This window comes from Bacillus sp. sid0103, assembly GCF_019219025.1.
The window spans coordinates 97,473-112,848 of record NZ_JAHUWN010000023.1; the positions used below are offsets into that span (position 1 = coordinate 97,473).

General features: G+C 39.8%; 18 protein-coding genes. 16 read left to right on the plus strand and 2 right to left on the minus strand.

Features of this window, described 5'->3' with window-relative positions; translation table 11 throughout:
• Window positions 1–83: 83 nt before the first annotated feature.
• The 11 genes from KW850_RS22950 to KW850_RS23000 all read left to right on the plus strand — a co-directional run bounded on the left by KW850_RS22950 (window position 84) and on the right by KW850_RS23000 (window position 11,004).
• A complete protein-coding gene (locus tag KW850_RS22950) occupies window positions 84–1,418 on the plus strand; it encodes an aspartate aminotransferase family protein (protein WP_218350081.1) in 1,335 nt (444 codons plus the stop codon).
• A gap of 23 nt (window positions 1,419–1,441) precedes the next feature.
• The gene (locus KW850_RS22955; protein ID WP_218350082.1) at window positions 1,442–2,134 is read left to right on the plus strand and encodes a CoA transferase subunit A; all 693 of its coding nucleotides are present in this window, start codon (window positions 1,442–1,444) and stop codon (window positions 2,132–2,134) included.
• Window positions 2,119–2,784: a 3-oxoacid CoA-transferase subunit B gene (locus KW850_RS22960; protein WP_218350083.1), complete on the plus strand. Its 666-nt coding sequence runs from the start codon at window positions 2,119–2,121 to the stop codon at window positions 2,782–2,784. The genes KW850_RS22955 and KW850_RS22960 overlap by 16 nt, the downstream gene beginning before the upstream one ends.
• Before the next feature lie 43 nt (window positions 2,785–2,827).
• Window positions 2,828–4,081, plus strand: coding sequence for a peptidase (locus tag KW850_RS22965; protein ID WP_218350098.1), 1,254 nt, complete (start codon window positions 2,828–2,830; stop codon window positions 4,079–4,081).
• A 77-nt stretch (window positions 4,082–4,158) separates the two neighbouring features.
• The gene (locus tag KW850_RS22970) at window positions 4,159–5,583 is read left to right on the plus strand and encodes an aldehyde dehydrogenase family protein (protein ID WP_308128839.1); all 1,425 of its coding nucleotides are present in this window, start codon (window positions 4,159–4,161) and stop codon (window positions 5,581–5,583) included.
• A 72-nt stretch (window positions 5,584–5,655) separates the two neighbouring features.
• A complete protein-coding gene (ablB, locus tag KW850_RS22975; RefSeq protein WP_218350084.1) occupies window positions 5,656–6,510 on the plus strand; it encodes a putative beta-lysine N-acetyltransferase in 855 nt (284 codons plus the stop codon).
• Between the two features lie 62 nt (window positions 6,511–6,572).
• Complete coding sequence (locus KW850_RS22980) at window positions 6,573–7,961, plus strand: sigma-54 interaction domain-containing protein (protein ID WP_218350085.1); 1,389 nt, start codon at window positions 6,573–6,575, stop codon at window positions 7,959–7,961.
• Between the two features lie 127 nt (window positions 7,962–8,088).
• Complete coding sequence (kamA, locus tag KW850_RS22985; protein WP_218350086.1) at window positions 8,089–9,528, plus strand: lysine 2,3-aminomutase; 1,440 nt, start codon at window positions 8,089–8,091, stop codon at window positions 9,526–9,528.
• Between the two features lie 11 nt (window positions 9,529–9,539).
• A complete protein-coding gene (locus tag KW850_RS22990; protein ID WP_218350087.1) occupies window positions 9,540–9,824 on the plus strand; it encodes a YokU family protein in 285 nt (94 codons plus the stop codon).
• Window positions 9,825–9,956: 132 nt separating this feature from the next.
• On the plus strand, window positions 9,957–10,178 hold the full coding sequence (locus tag KW850_RS22995; RefSeq protein ID WP_218350100.1) for a YozE family protein: 222 nt from the start codon (window positions 9,957–9,959) through the stop codon (window positions 10,176–10,178).
• Window positions 10,179–10,308: 130 nt separating this feature from the next.
• Window positions 10,309–11,004, plus strand: a complete 696-nt coding sequence (locus KW850_RS23000) for a hypothetical protein (protein ID WP_218350088.1) — start codon at window positions 10,309–10,311, stop codon at window positions 11,002–11,004.
• Here KW850_RS23000 and KW850_RS23005 read toward each other — a convergent pair whose 3' ends face one another.
• Window positions 11,005–11,172, minus strand: a complete 168-nt coding sequence (locus tag KW850_RS23005; RefSeq protein WP_218350089.1) for a hypothetical protein — start codon at window positions 11,170–11,172, stop codon at window positions 11,005–11,007.
• A gap of 195 nt (window positions 11,173–11,367) precedes the next feature.
• Here KW850_RS23005 and KW850_RS23010 point away from each other — a divergent pair, with 195 nt between their 5' ends.
• From KW850_RS23010 to KW850_RS23025, 4 genes are all read left to right on the plus strand, one after another.
• On the plus strand, window positions 11,368–11,541 hold the full coding sequence (locus KW850_RS23010; protein WP_066256754.1) for a YozD family protein: 174 nt from the start codon (window positions 11,368–11,370) through the stop codon (window positions 11,539–11,541).
• Between the two features lie 373 nt (window positions 11,542–11,914).
• Entirely contained in the window at window positions 11,915–12,712 is a 798-nt protein-coding gene (locus tag KW850_RS23015; protein ID WP_218350090.1) for a serine/threonine protein kinase, read from the plus strand.
• 11 nt (window positions 12,713–12,723) lie between these two features.
• Complete coding sequence (locus KW850_RS23020) at window positions 12,724–13,494, plus strand: sporulation protein (RefSeq protein WP_218350091.1); 771 nt, start codon at window positions 12,724–12,726, stop codon at window positions 13,492–13,494.
• A gap of 296 nt (window positions 13,495–13,790) precedes the next feature.
• Complete coding sequence (locus KW850_RS23025; RefSeq protein ID WP_305730545.1) at window positions 13,791–14,099, plus strand: YodL domain-containing protein; 309 nt, start codon at window positions 13,791–13,793, stop codon at window positions 14,097–14,099.
• A 66-nt stretch (window positions 14,100–14,165) separates the two neighbouring features.
• Here KW850_RS23025 and KW850_RS33495 read toward each other — a convergent pair whose 3' ends face one another.
• Window positions 14,166–14,294 carry a hypothetical protein gene (locus tag KW850_RS33495; RefSeq protein WP_088088665.1) on the minus strand — a complete coding sequence of 43 codons (129 nt, stop codon included), beginning with the start codon at window positions 14,292–14,294 and terminating at the stop codon, window positions 14,166–14,168.
• Between the two features lie 154 nt (window positions 14,295–14,448).
• On the opposite strand from KW850_RS33495, the gene deoD reads away from it, so the two are divergent.
• Window positions 14,449–15,153 (plus strand): purine-nucleoside phosphorylase, encoded by a 705-nt coding sequence (gene deoD, locus KW850_RS23030; RefSeq protein ID WP_218350093.1) that lies wholly within the window; start codon window positions 14,449–14,451, stop codon window positions 15,151–15,153.
• The last annotated feature ends 223 nt before the right edge of the window (window positions 15,154–15,376 follow it).

The window sequence follows — 15,376 nt, forward strand, 5'->3', positions numbered from 1 at the left end:
TTATAAATAACACGAAAGAAACATTAAAACCATTCATACAATTTCTATAAGGCCTGCCTAATTTAAAAAGGAAGTGAATCCCTTTGGATCATTCTTCTCTCATTAAGCCCATGCTCGATGAAAACTACCCCGTCATTGACTACGGCCAAGGAGTTTATTTATTTGATATGGATGGAAAAAAGTATCTAGACGCTGCTTCGGGGGCAGTTACTGCCAATATTGGTCATGGTGTCCCTGAGATCATTGAAGCAATGAATGAACAAGCGAAAAAGGTTTCGTTTGTCTATCGCTCCCAATTTACGAGCGATGCAGCCGAAAATTTAGCGAGAAAGGTAGCAAAGCTGCTACCTGGGGATCTAAATTGGTGTTTCTTCGTTAACAGCGGTTCTGAAGCAACGGAAACCGCGATGAAAATGGCGATTCAATATTGGCAGGAAAAAGGGGTACAGACAAAGTCCAAGGTGTTATCACGCTGGGTAAGCTACCACGGAATTACCCTAGGAGCACTTTCCATGTCAGGGCATCCTGGAAGGAGAGCAAGATTTGTCCCACTCTTAGAGGATTTTCCAGTCATTAATCCCCCCTATTGCTACCGATGTCCATATAACCTCGAGTCATCAAGCTGTAATTACTTATGTGCCCAAGAGTTAGAAACTGCAATCAAACGAATTGGTCCCAATCAAATCGCCGCTTTTATTGCGGAACCAGTCATTGGAGCGGCAGGAGGAGCAATTGCCCCACCACGAGATTATTACAAGGTTTTAAAGAAAATTTGTGAGGAGCATGACATCCTTTTTATCGCAGATGAAGTTATGACTGGCTGTGGCCGGACTGGCACAATGCTGGCTTTTGAACAATGGGGTGTTACCCCTGATATTGTTGCATTAGGTAAAGGGATGGGTGCAGGATATGCACCGATTGCAGCGGCTATCGCCAGTGACAAAGTCATCGAACCGATATTGGCAGGAACAAAATCTGTCATGAGCGGTCATACCTTGAGTGCCAATCCACAAGCATGTGCGGCTGCTTTAGCGGTCCTGCAATATTTAGAAGAAAACAATATCATCCAAGAGGTTGAAAATAAAGGAATCTATTTACGTGACCAACTTGAAAAATTAAAAGCGGACTTCTCATTTATTGGTGACGTCCGCGGTAAAGGGTTATTGCTTGGAATAGAGTTTGTCCAGGATGTTTCCACCAAATCACCATTCAAGCGAAACGCGCATGTCACACAAAAAATGGTAGACATTGCCAAGGGAAAAGGGCTGCTCGTTTATCCGGCAAGTGCAGGCCTTGATGGGATAAATGGTGACTCGGTTATTATTTCGCCGCCATTAACTATTACCAAAAAAGAAATGGATGAACTGGTCCAGTTACTGAAAGAAACATTTCAAGACTTCTCGGGACTAACACAATGAATGATGGGAAGGGGGTTAGGTAAGTGGAAAATGCTTTTAGAAAAGTGACCACATTAGAGGCTGTAATGAAGTATTTTCATGATGGAATGACATTGATGTTTGGCGGATTTGGCGGGGTCGGCTCCCCTCCTGACTTAATTGACGGCATTCTGGAAAAAGGAGTTCGTGACATTACTTTAATTGGAAATGATACTGGTTTCCCACATATTGGGATCGGGAAATTAGTAAGTCAACAAAGAGCATCGAAGGTCATTGCCTCTCACATCGGTTCCAATCCAATTGCAGGACAGTTGATGCACGAGGGGAATCTAGAGGTAGAGTTTTCACCGCAGGGAATATTAGCGGAAAGAATCCGTGCCGGCGGTGTCGGCCTTCCAGCAATACTGTCTGATATCGGCATGGATAATGAATTGGTTGTAAAAGACAAACCGTATATTTCGCTGGCGGATAAGAGGTATTTACTTGAAACCGCCCTAACGGCTGAGGTTTCGATTGTTTATGCTAAAAAGGCAGATGAGTATGGGAATTTAATTTATGACAAGAGTGCCCGCAATACGAATCCGCTCGTTGCTATGGCAGGGGATATTACGATTGCGGAAGTTGAAGAAATTGTCCCGCTCGGTAGTCTTGACCCCGATGCCATCATTACTCCTGGAGTGTTTGTGGATTATGTTATTTTATCGAAAGGGGTCAATTGGAAATGGGCATGGGAGTAGACATTAGAAATCGAATGGCCAAACGTGCCGCAGAGGAAATTCATTCGGGAATGGTTGTCAACCTTGGAATTGGAATCCCATCGCTTGTTCCGAACCATCTATCAAGTGAGACAAGAGTGATGTTTCATGCGGAAAACGGGATTACCGGCATGGGATCAAGCCCGAGTAAGGGTGAAGAAGATGAAAATTTATGTAATGCAGGGGGATTTCCAGTCACGCTGAATAAGGGCGGGTCCTATTGTGATAGTGCGATTTCATTTGGGATGATTCGACGTGGAAAAGTGAATGTTACGATTTTAGGTTCGCTGCAGGTTAGTAAAATGGGAGACCTGGCTAACTGGATCGTCCCGGGGAAAAAGGTTCCAGGAATGGGCGGGGCAATGGAACTTGCGCAAAAAGCTAAAAAGGTCATTGTGGTTATGAATCATTGTGATAAACAAGGGAATCCCAAAATTGTAAATTTCTGCACATTGCCATTAACTTCATCGGCCTGCGTCGACTTAATTATCACTGAATTGGCTGTCTTCATGGTAACGGAAGAAGGGCTTTTATTAACAGAGTTGTTTGCACCCTACAGTTTAGAAAAAGTTGTTAATAAAACAGGCTGCGATTTCAAAATACGAGAAACTGTTCGTATGATTCCATACTAGCAGACTCATTCTGAAAGGAGTGAATCGTTTGGCCAACTATGAAATGCGCATAAAACAGTGGATAAAAGAGAATCGAGCCCGTGGAGCAAGACTGTTACAAATCCTGGTTCGGGAAAATAGTACCCGGGGAAATGAAAGTAGTACACAAGCGATTGTCATTGAGAAATGCAGACAATTAGGCTTAACCCTTGATATATGGGAAATCGGCGGTGAGGGCTTAAAAACCCACCCCGCTTACTGTTGTGATCGTCAGAGTTTCGAAGGGAATCCTAATTTGGTAGCTGTGTTAAAAGGGACTGGTGGAGGCAAATCGATGATATTAAATGGTCATATCGATGTGGTCCCAGTGGGGGATGAATCGAGTTGGACACATGACCCATATAGCGGAACCATTGAATGTGGCAAACTTTATGGGCGTGGCGCTACAGATATGAAGGGTGGGAACGCGGCTATGTTAATGGCGATAGAGTCATTAATTGCTAGCGGTATAAAACTAAAAGGGGATGTCATTTTTCAAAGTGTGATCGAAGAAGAAAGCGGCGGAGCTGGCACACTTGCGGCAGTACTTAGAGGTTATCATGCAGATGGGGCAATTATTCCAGAACCGACAAATTTGAAAATATTCCCGAAACAACAGGGATCAATGTGGTTCAGAATTACCGTCAAAGGCAAGGCAGCACACGGTGGGACACGGTACAAAGGAGTCAGCGCAATCGAAAAAGCACTCTTGGTTATTCAAAGATTACAACAATTAGAGAAAGATAGAAATGCCAGAATAACAGATCCTCTCTTTGAAAAAATCCCCATCCCAATCCCAATTAATATCGGCAAACTTTCAAGTGGCGAATGGCCTTCTTCGGTGCCTGACACCGCAGTTATCGAAGGAAGAATGGGTGTTTCTCCGGAAGAAACGATTGGATCAGCACAGATGGAAATGGAAAAGTGTTTGAGTGATTTAAGTGAACAAGACGAGTGGCTCCATGAAAATTCATTAAAGTTAGAATGGTTTGGCGGAAGGTGGCTGCCAGGAAGTCTTGAAAATGACCATCCTTTGATTACAGAACTGACGAAGAGTTTTATCGAAGTCAAGGGTGATTGCCCCATCATCGAGGCAAGCCCATGGGGGACAGATGGCGGCATCCTTTCCACGATTGGAAATACACCCGTCGTTGTCTTCGGACCTGGAATAACAGAAACCGCACATGATGCCAATGAGCATATAGTCCTCGAGGATATGTTTGCCGCCAGTGAGATTATTGCGTTGACTCTATTAAAATGGTGTGAAGTGGCTGAATGAGCTACAGAAATTCCCCTATTCTATTATCCAAAAATTGCTATAATTGAGGTAAAAGGATTGGGATTGGAGGACTTATTGTGAAGCAACCATTGTGGATTGGCGGTGAATACCGTGCCCCATCTACTTATTTTGAATTGAAAAATCCATATAATTTAGAAGTACTTGCCGAGATTGCTAATGCTGAACAAGACGATGTCCATGATGCCGTAACGGCAGCTCATCAAGCTTCGTCTAAAATGGCATCAATGCCTGCATACCAAAGAGCTGAAATTTTAGAAAAAGTAGCAGGGTATCTGGCGGAAGAGAAAGAAGAATGTGCTAGGTTGATTTCAAAGGAGGCTGCTAAACCATTAAAGGCTGCCCGGGCTGAGGTAGAGCGGACTATTATGACTTACAAGTTTGCATCACATGAAGCCAGAAGAATTCATGGGGAAACGGTTCCCATGGATGCAGCGCCAGGCGGTGAAGGCCGTCTTGCCTTTACCGTTAGAGAACCGCTGGGTGTGATTGCGGCGATTACGCCCTTTAATTTCCCGTTGAATCTTGTTGCCCATAAGGTGGGACCTGCGCTTGCTGCGGGTAATACCCTGGTGTTAAAACCTGCTAGTCAAACGCCATTATCCGCTTACAAAATTGCTGAGTTTTTTCACAGGGCCGGTTTGCCGGCTGGTGCACTCAATGTGATCACAGGAAGCGGCAGCCGTATTGGAGAACTGTTAATGGAGGATGAAAGAATTAAAATGATTACCTTTACAGGTAGTCCTGGGGTGGGCAAATATATTCGTGGAAATTCGGGTCTAAAAAGAGTAACACTTGAATTAGGTTCGAACTCTGCGGTCATCGTCGACGAAGGGATAAACTTGGATAAAGTCATTCCTAGAATCGTCACCGGGGCATTTTCCTACCAAGGGCAGGTTTGCATCAGTATTCAGCGTGTATTTGTCCATGAGACGATAGCTGATACTTTTATCGACCAATTTATCAACGAAGTGAAAAAGCTAAAGGCAGGCAATCCTTTAGATGAAACAACTGACATCTCTGCCATGATCACAAGGGGAGATGTCGGGCGAACGAAGGAATGGGTAGATGAAGCGGTCGCACGGGGAGCAAACCTGAAATTTGGCGGACACTCGTCCAATGGTATTTTTCAACCCACTGTTCTCGTGGATGTCCCTCCAACAGAGAAGGTTTCATGTGAGGAAATTTTTGCGCCAGTGGTTCATATTAACCGTTACAAAACGATGGAAGAAGCGATCGAGCTTGTAAATGATTCAAAATATGGTCTTCAAGCAGGAATTTTTACAAATGATATTCACCATGGACTGCAGGCGGCCAAAAGACTCGAAGTGGGCGGGGTCATGATTAATGAAATCCCCACCTTCCGTGTCGATCAAATGCCCTATGGCGGTGTAAAACTTAGCGGGATGGGCCGTGAAGGAGTTAAATATGCGGTGGAGGAAATGACAGAGCTTAAGTTAATTAGTTTTAAGATGGACTTATGAAGAATGTCTGGCTTATCTTAGACCAGACATTCTTCAGATTGCTAGAGAAATCATCATAATGGGGTGAATTCGATGAATCAAACCGCTTCCACTATTATTCTAGAGGAGGACAGCTTTTTCCTCGAAATTTATCTAGATCCATTCAACAAACGGATTCGTGTGGATGATTATCGTGGCAATACAACATCGCTAATCGAGAAAGTTGAAGAACTCGTCATCGTCCACAAAGCTGAAAAATTAATAGTTAAAGTCCGCAGTGAAGATTATTTCACCTTCTTGGAAAAAGGTCTCCAGCCAGAAGCCTTAGTTGACCGTTATTTCCTTGGTTCAGATGCCCATTTTTTTTCAAAGTTTTACACACCAGAGCGCAAAAAAAATGACCATTGGATCACGGAGGACGGGATGATCCACACGATTTATCAATTAGACACTACCCTGCAAAAAGCATTGCCGCCAAAAGAATATGGATTACGGAAGGCTGATGAGAGTTGTGCCGTAGAACTTTCAGCATTGTACCGGCAGGTGTTTCAAATTTATCCAACTCCATTGCATGATCCTGAATATATAAAAAAAACGATCAAGGATGGGACCATTTATTACGCTTACTTTTACGCAGGAAAAATAGTTAGTGTTGCTTCTGCCGAAGTCAATTCTTTCTATAAAAATGCAGAATTGACGGATTGTGCAACTTTAACAGAACATCGGAAGTACGGGCTCATGAAAATGATTCTCCAAGAACTGGAAGGGGAATTAAAAAGAAATGGAATTTTTTGTGCCTATTCCATTGCCAGGTCTTTATCTTTTGGGATGAATGCAGTTCTTTTTCAGTTAGGCTATTCGTACCGGGGAAGGTTTATGAATAATTGCTATATCTATGACAAGCTTGAAAATATGAATATGTGGGTAAAAAATCTGGCAAACTGCTAAAATTTCGGCTTATTGTGCCAATTTCTTGGCACTATGATGGATAGCAGAAGGGTGGTGATAGAATGGTTTTGTTAACCGCTTTAACGCAAGAAGTTCTAACCGCCATTCTTAAGGGCATTGATGAAGGGATTCATGTGGTAAATACAGAGGGAGTAACGATTTTTTATAATGAAGTTGCGGCCATTCACGATGGCATGGATATTAAAGAAGTGCAGGGAAAGCATTTACTTGACGCATTTCCTTCCCTCACCGAAGAGTCAAGTACTCTGCTAAAAGTAATCAAATCTGGAAAGCCAATTTACAACCAAACACAGGTTTATATGAATTTACATGGGACAAGAATTGATACTATGAACACGACCCTGCCAATCTTTCTCGAGGATAAAATCATTGGCGCAGTTGAAATTGCCAAAGATTATTCACGAATGAAACTGCTTGCGGAACGACTATTAGATTTACAAAAAGGGTTAAATAAAGGCAATAAGAAAAAGGCAGTGAAGCAAGTTACCTATACATTTAACGAACTATTGACCGTGAATCCAGCATTTCAAAATTTGAAAGACGAAGCTAAGAAACTTGCAAAATCAGATGCTCCCATTCTCGTCTACGGAGAGTCAGGTACAGGGAAAGAATTATTTGTTCAAGGTGTGCATCATGAATCCCATCGCTCAGATGCGGCCTTTATTGCTCAAAACTGTGCGGCCATTCCAGAAACACTTTTAGAAAGTATCCTTTTTGGCACGGCAAAAGGAAGTTATACAGGTGCTGTTGACCGGAAAGGGTTATTTGAACTGGCAGATGGCGGTACGCTTTTTCTTGATGAATTACATACGATGCCGATTGTACTCCAAGCCAAACTATTAAGAGTTTTGGAGGATGGGATGATACGAAGGGTCGGAAGTTCACAAAGCATTTCTGTCAATGTACGGGTGATCGCCGCCATGAATGTTTCCCCAAGCAAAGCCCTTCAAGAGCAAACCCTCCGTGCAGACCTTTACTACCGCTTGAATGTATTTACCTTCTCACTTATACCGTTAAGAAATCGAACAGAAGATATTCTTTTTTTATCAGAACATTTTATCGAGGAATTTAACCAAAAACTTCAAAAAAACATTAACGGATTGGAGAAAAAGCTTGAGCTCTTTTTTATGAATTATCAATGGCCAGGGAATGTGCGGGAATTAAAACATTCGATTGAATATATGATGAATATTTGTGAAGCAAAGCAGTTAAGATATGAAGATTTACCTAGTTTGTTAAAACATCTTCCATTCACAGCTACAAGCAATAAGGGTGAAGTAGAAAATCTCTCTTTAAGGAAAAATATCGGAAAATTAGAGAAGGAACTTATTAGGAATGCGCTTGAATTATCTGAAGGGAACATTAACCAAGCCGCAAAGCTATTAGAGATTCCTAGACAAACCTTACAATACAAACTAAAAAAATCGTAGACTAAACTGCCGAGTTTTCGGCATTTTTTTTTGTTCAAAAAACAAATAGAGTAAGTTCCACGCCTTTTATGACATTGGCACAAATCTTGCATATTGTTTTAGTGAAGCGAGATGGGAGGAACATACAATGAAACAATTTTTATATAAACCTAATAGGCATTGGAAAGATATAGAGTTGTGGAAAGATGTAACAGAAGAGCAGTGGAACGATTGGCTTTGGCAGCTCACCAACACCATTCGAACGTTAGACGATTTAAAAAAGGTCATTAATTTAACACCGGATGAAGAAGAAGGTGTAAGAATTTCAACAAAAACAATTCCCTTAAATATCACACCCTATTATGCCTCCTTAATGAATCCTGATGACCCGCGCTGTCCAATCAGAATGCAATCAGTACCGATCTCAAAGGAAATTTATAAAACGAAATATGACTTGGAAGATCCATTATATGAAGATGAGGATTCACCAGTACCAGGGTTAACACATCGCTATCCGGACCGGGTTCTCTTTTTAGTAACCAATCAATGTTCGATGTATTGCCGCTACTGTACAAGGAGACGTTTCTCTGGTCAAATTGGCATGGGTGTTCCTAAGAAGCAGCTAGATGCGGCCATTTCCTACATCAGAAATAACCCGCAAGTGCGTGATGTCTTAATTTCAGGGGGGGATGGCCTGCTGATTAATGATAATATCTTGGAATACATCCTTAAAAACCTGCGAGAAATTGACCATGTTGAAATTATCCGAATCGGAACACGTGCGCCTGTTGTGTTTCCGCAACGAATTACCGAAAACCTCTGTAATATCTTGAAAAAATACCATCCAATCTGGCTAAATACCCATTTTAATACATCCATCGAAATTACGGAGGATTCAAAAAAGGCGTGCGAAATGCTTGCTAATGCCGGTGTCCCGGTTGGTAATCAGTCTGTTATCTTAGCAGGGATCAACGACAGTGTGCCAATCATGAAAAAACTCATGCATGATCTAGTCAAAATTCGCGTCCGTCCTTATTACATTTATCAATGTGATTTATCAGAAGGCATTGGTCATTTCCGTGCTCCTGTGTCAAAAGGACTGGAAATAATTGAAGGTCTTCGCGGACATACTTCGGGATATGCAGTACCAACCTTTGTCGTTGACGCGCCTGGGGGAGGAGGTAAAATTGCCCTTCAGCCGAATTATCTGATTTCCCAAAGTCCGGAGAAAGTGGTCCTCCGGAACTTTGAAGGGGTGATTACCTCCTACCCTGAACCGGAGAACTATGTCCCTGGAAGGGCAGAAAAGTATTTCCAAGAGCTCTACCCTGACATGGATGAGAAGCGTTCACTTACAGGCATCGCAGGGATTATGAATGACCACCACTTTAACCTCGTTCCAGAAGGGTTATCAAGGCTAAATCGTCGTAAAGATTACAACCAAGACCCTGCCCATACCACGTTAAAGGATAAGCGCGGCAAGCGGGATGAACTAAAAGATAAGAAATTTAAAGCATTGACACAGAAAGAATTGGAAGTCAAGAAACCTTCAAATAAAGACACATCAGCCAAAACGATGAAGGACTAGGAGGGCTGTAATTGAAAACTGAATGTGAGTGGTGTAATCGTACAAATGTGGTGAGAATGACCGATTCTGTGTTTTGGGAATTGCCAGATGGGACACGAGCGATTGAAATAACAGAAACTCCAACCTATTCCTGCCCTGATTGTATGATGATTTATCAAAGTGAACCAATCGTAAAAGAGATAGAAAATCAGTTGTATTTAATTGATTGTAAACAACTTGGAAAAGCAGTAAGTTACGAAGAATTAATGGTCATTCCAAGATTACTAAAGAAAAATTATTTTGATTTTACATCGTAATAAAAAAGCAGCTTAAATTTAAGCTGCTTTTGCCCTTCTTTCGAAACGCTGGACGCTTACCATCTAATCCGTTATAGTATTTCTAAAGAATATTTACGAGTGAATCTGGGATGAGAAAGGCGTTCTTATATGATTAAATCATTTTACCATTTTTTGATGAAATATAGACATCCTGCTCCTAAGGATGCTATTGGTGACTTTGCAAACAATGCCTATTTAGATCATAGTTTTCCTAAAGTTTCGGAGGACTACGATGAAATCAGCTCTTATCTAGAACTGAACGGTCATTATTTGGAATCCATGTCCATCTTTGATGAAGCATGGCAGATATATCAGTTAACCGAACGTAAATAATAAGAATATGGAATCGCCTCATAAATGAGGCGATTTTTTCATTTTACAAATCCCATGCGCTTTTATTCAATCGGTGCATATACTATTGTAATCAAAATTCACGACTTATTAATTGAGAGGATGGGAGGAAATGGCAAATAGAAAAAAACCGAAGTATAAGATCGGTGATACGGTCGTGATTACCATTTATGGAACAGTTGGCAAGGTAACAGATGTAAAGTGGTTAGACGGGAAGTATGTATATGAAGTAAATAAAAGTGACGGATTATTCATTGAATCCGCCTTACAATTACTCTCAGAATTTGATGGCGTTGTGATGGAGAAAGAACAAATTGACATCGAATATAATTTTTTCTTCGGTGATCTAGTTCAAGTAAGCGGTTATGGCGCAGACTTGTTTAAAGTCGTAGGCTTCCGGACAGAAATTTGGCGTTATAAGGAAGATGCCTGGGAAGATGTCATTTATGAGCTATCAAGGGTTAGTGATGGTGAATGGCTTGAAGCAGGCGAAGAAGAATTGACACTTGTAGCCGATGCTGAAAATGCTGATACATTCATTCAAAAACTAGGTCTCCTATACTTAGTAAATAAGCAAGAAAAGGTAGTCGATAATCCAAAAGTTCAGAACATGATCAGAAAAGCAGAATTTGAAGAAATCGAACGAAAAAAAGAAAAAAAGGAATTAATTGATCATTTATTGGACATTTTTAATGATTACCGAATTTTATATGAAATGTTTCAGGATCAGGAATATTATCAAGTTATGCGTGTGATTCTCCGGAAATTAGAAAGTCTTGTCAGTAACGATGGCAAAAGCCATGTCTAATTACCACTTTGAAATTTCAAATAATAAATAAACAACAAACGGGATACCTGCCCATTTAATAAGAAAAAACATTCCATCTAAAAACTTCGCAAATAATTGGAGGGTGAAACCATCCTCACGATTAACATCATCTATCCATGCCTCTAATTTTACTTGTAAATTTGACATCGTATCACCCCTTGGAAAGTCTTATGTTTTCATCCTATGCTTGTCCAATCTCAAAAAGACTTCCTTTCTTTATTAAAATATCCAAGTTCAAAGTAGCTATTTGTTTACATTCAATCGATATTGTGATTACTTCTCAAAGTTAATAGCATGAAAAAGCCATGTACATCATACATTCTCTAAAAAGGGGGCGATGCTATGAGAGAAATTGAAGTATTTATTGATACTGAGGAGATTGCCGAATTTTTCTTTCATGAGCTTGTGAAAAGGGGATACGTTCCTAGTGAAGAAGAATTGGAAGAAATTGCAGACATAACCTTCGAATATTTAATTGAAAAAAGTATTATCGACGAAGAAGAAGAGGATGAATAAAAAAGCTAATTAGTCAAGAAGAGGAAAATAAATCTTTTCCTTTATCATAGATTAATACGAAAGACGAGCATTCAATGCTCGCTTTTTGTTTTGTGCAGAGAGATTTAATCTTTAAATAAATTTTGGAAATCATGAAACCTTTATTTTTGGTATACGTATAATTAGTTACGAAGCAGAGGAGGGGATTAAGTTGTTAAAAAAAATCCTTAAATTGATTTTCGGAAGCAAATCCTATCACAAATATAGTTCATCAAGTGATGCCTGGAAGAAAAGGAATCATTATAAGCACAATAACCTAGGACATCATTATTATAAAAAGAAATACAAAAGTAGTAGTTTTTTTAGCAGTTAGACGAAGCCAGGTGTTTTCTTTATGATGAAAAAATTTGCATTACTCTTGTCAAATGTATTTGAAAAACCCTTTCCAAAAGATGAACTGATTGCTGAGCGTTACCAGGTGATATCTCATCTCGGAGCAGGAAGTTATGGTCATAGTTATTTAGTAAATGATTTGGAATGTAAACAGAAAAAGGTTTTAAAAGCCTTGCGTCTCCATAAACGGTTGACGCAATCTGGGCGAAGAAACTTTGAATTAGAAAAAGAACTGTTAGATTCGATTGATCATCCAGGCTTTCCAATATATTTTGACGGGGGGAACTATAAAAACATTCCCTTTTACACCATGGAATTTATTGAAGGCATGAATTTCGAACAGCTTATTTTTTCAGAAGGAAGAAAAATCCCAGAAAAAGAAGCATTCCAAATTGTAATTAAATTACTAACACCACTAGAATATTTGCACAACCTTAAAATCGTTCATCGAGATATTCGGATTCCCAATGTCATAACAGATGGTTCAAATATTAGGCTGATTGATTTAGGGTTAGGAAGACATTTCAATTTAGACAAGGTAGTTTTGTCAACAAGAGAAAAGCATTTGCGTAAAGAGGTGAATTTCCAAGCCGATTTTTACGGCCTTGGGCATTTCCTTTTGTTTTTACTGTACTCTAATTTTACAGTTACAAAAGAAGGCCATGAAAAAAGCTGGGAAGATGAACTCAACATTTCGAACCATGCTAAACACATAATTAGAAGGCTCTTGCAAATCGACCCACCATATGAGAATTGTGCCCAAATAAGAGCTGAAATAATAAATTCATACTTAATCTAGGAGGAAGAACGATGTCTTTTTTTAACAAAGTATTTGCCAGTGTAGGAATAGGGTCTGCATCTGTGGACACGAAGCTTGAAAAGGATACTTACATGCCAGGTGAAACAGTGAACGGTGTAGTTGAAATTACGGGCGGTAAGGTGGAGCAGCAGGTTGATGAGATTTACCTTACCTTAAATACCACCTATTTAAGAGAATCTGACGATCGAAAGTATACCGTCACTGCCGCAATTGACAGGTTCAGATTGACGACTCCTTTTGTCATTCGTGCCAATGAAAAAAAAGACATTCCTTTTTCCTTTCAACTTCCGTTTGATACCCCACTTTCAATTGGAAGATCAAAAATTTGGGTAACAACGGGTCTTGAAATCAAAGGTGGTGTCGACCCAAGTGACAAAGATTATCTTAAAGTTGTTCCGAACCCCTTAATGGCTGCTGTGTTTACTGCTATTGATCAGTTAGGCTTTAGAATTCGTGAGGCCGATTGTGAAGAAGCACCTAGACGATTACGAGGAAGGCTGCCATTTGTTCAAGAATTTGAATTTGTTCCAACCTCTGGATTATTTCGAGGTAAATTAGATGAATTAGAAGTTGTCTTCTTTCCGTCCGGGAACGGAAACCTCGATATCATGTTCCAAGTAGACCGGAGGGCAAAAGGGTTATCTGGCTTATTCTCGGAAGCTCTCGGGACAGATGAAACCAATGTCCGCTTGTCAGTATCAAATGCAGATATTCCTTATTTACAACAAAAAATTCAAAGTGTTATTCAACGATATTCGTAAAAATCTTGAAAATAGGGCCAAAATGGTCCTATTTTTTTTAATCATTGCCGGTGTAAAGGTCACTGTTGATTTTATAGCAAAGATGATTAGAGCGAAGCGCCTGGAGAGGAAATCAACAGCCAAGTTTAAAGAACCAAATCATAAACTTAATTCGCTAAATTCTCACAAGAAAATTCTTGTCCGGATAAAAAAAATGCGATTCGACAAAAAAAGAAGGATTTCTAAGAAGGAATCGACAGCGGACATCGCTAATTATTAGAATATGCATATAATTCTAATAATTGGAGGTTCATTTGATGATCAATGTATTAACTAAAAGAGCTAGAATGCAATATGATGTGACGATCTTTCAAACTCCAAAGTACCGTGAACGTAAAGGCCATAAAGAGGTTTACCGAACGACGATTCCAGCATCCAGCCGTAAACAGTGCTTAGAGGAAGCCTTCAGCCGCTTTAATGTTACCGATAGAATACCTGTAAACTATAAAGGGAGATTTCTCACAACAGGGGATATTGTTTTAATTGATGAAGGCCGCGGCGGCCAGCATTATTACCAATTAAAAGCTGGTGGATGGTTTCCTATAAACAGAATAATTCTCTTCTAACTCTAAAAAACCTAAGGATCATTCCTTAGGTTATTTTTACGCTGCTAGACGGGCACTTCTGCTTTTCTAGTGTTTTCGTCCGCCAGTTGCATTGTGCTCTTTTGCATGTGCTTCGTGTTCTGCTACAATGGCCTCAGCAGGGATATGATTATTTTTCTTTGGCGAATTGGTACGGCTTCGATGTTTTTTACCCATGAATGATCTCCCTCCAATCTAAAAATAGCTTCCCACAAATAAAAAAAATCATGTCTAATTTGTTGCAGAGTTTCTCATTGGAAAATGTTTATGATATATTGTCATTGATACAGTTTACATTACTGTGCGGAGTATATGATTGGAGGATTTTTATATGAGTGTACATATTGGTGCGAAGGAAAACGAAATAGCAGAGACAGTATTATTACCAGGAGACCCGCTGCGGGCAAAATATATTGCAGAAACATTTTTAGAGGATGCTAAATGTTACAACGAAGTCCGTAATATGTTCGGTTATACAGGAACCTATAAAGGAAAACGAATTTCTGTTCAGGGAACTGGAATGGGTGTTCCTTCAATCTCTATTTACATAAATGAACTAATGCAAAGTTATAATGTCCAAAATCTAATTCGAGTTGGGACATGTGGAGCTATTCAAAAAGATGTAAAGGTTCGTGATGTCATTTTAGCAATGACCAGCTCTACTGACTCAAATATGAATCGTCTTACCTTTGGTCATGTGGACTTTGCTCCTACAGCAAACTTTGATTTACTCCGTAAGGCTTATGATGCAGGGGTGGCAAAAGGGCTTAACCTGAAAGTAGGAAATATTTTTACAGCAGATTCGTTTTATAATGATAATGCAGAGTTGGAAAAATGGGCAAAGTACCAAATTCTCGCGATTGAAATGGAGACTACAGCACTTTATACTCTAGCTGCTAAATTTGATCGCAAAGCACTTTCTGTGCTAACTGTTAGTGATCACATCTTAACAGGTGAAGAAACAACTGCAGAAGAAAGACAATTAACTTTTAACGATATGATTGAAGTAGCGTTAGAAGCAGCTATAAAAGAGTAAACAATAAAGGCCTCTTCCACACTAAAGTGTACCCTTTGTAAAGGACATTTTAAAAAAAGTCTAGGCAGATTTAAGAAGATGATCTCTGTATTGAACGAGGGCACTGAAAAACATTCCTTTTTTTATGATTTATGTGTTATCTAAAAAAAATAGGCAACTTCTTGTATGATTTTTGCAAGAAGTTGCCTATTTCTATTTTCCCTAACTATTTTTTTCTTTTAAA